The organism is Treponema endosymbiont of Eucomonympha sp. (assembly GCF_001028545.1).
The window spans coordinates 1-774 of the sequence record NZ_BBPW01000312.1 but is presented as its reverse complement, the minus strand read 5'-3'; the positions used below and the strand labels follow the sequence as shown (position 1 = coordinate 774).

Annotated in this window: 1 protein-coding gene; it reads left to right on the top strand. The window is 46.5% G+C overall.

Annotated elements, in window-relative coordinates:
- Nucleotides 1–554: 554 nt before the first annotated feature.
- Nucleotides 555–774, top strand: a 220-nt coding sequence (locus AWU74_RS06775; RefSeq protein WP_162504974.1) for a hypothetical protein, incomplete at its 3' end; no start/stop codon positions are given.

The window sequence follows — 774 nt, the reverse complement described above, 5'->3', positions numbered from 1 at the left end:
AATCGGTCTCGCATTGCTTCAAACACGCTTTTAATAATTTCTTGACTGCCGTCTGAAGTGCTGCTAGAAGATTTCAGTTCTTCCAAGTGTACTTTCGCCTCTATAATTATCCCCCCTCTTCAAGTTTTGAATCAGAAACAAAGGGGTGCAATGCAGTATGGCGTCCCAATTAGACGGGTTTCCGGTTTGCGGCCAATACGCCTTCCAGTTTGCGCTGATTTTTCCCTGCAAGGTAAGGGGCAAAAAAATTAATCCCCGTATATTCGCCGTCAAGCGATTCGCGGTTTTTATTATTTGGATAGAGCGATGATATAGCGGCTTTTTGTTATCTGTCTATTCTATATAGAATTAACTACCGGAAAACCGGCGTTAAAACACTTCATAGATGCGGTTATAAACAGACTTATAAACGCAAAGGGGTTTTTATGCGCGTTTTGGTTTTTCGGCACAATGATTTTTGCGTTTTCCGAGTAAAGAACAGTCCTTTTTGGCAGGCAACATTTTGGAGCCATGAAAAAAAGATATGGGCTTGCCGAAAATCTACCGGCGTACCTTTGGACGAGCCGAAGGCAACAGCGGAAGAGGCAGCGCGGCAGTTATTGACGGCGGGAGTGTTGACGGAACGCGATACAAGCGACAGCGGCTTTATTGCCTACCTGCAAGATTTCTGGCGAGCGGACGGGGAGTATTGCCGACAGGCGGCGACCGTAAAAGGCAAGCCTCTTTCGCCGACCTACGTCAAACACAATCAGGGCGATATTCGCCTGCATATCG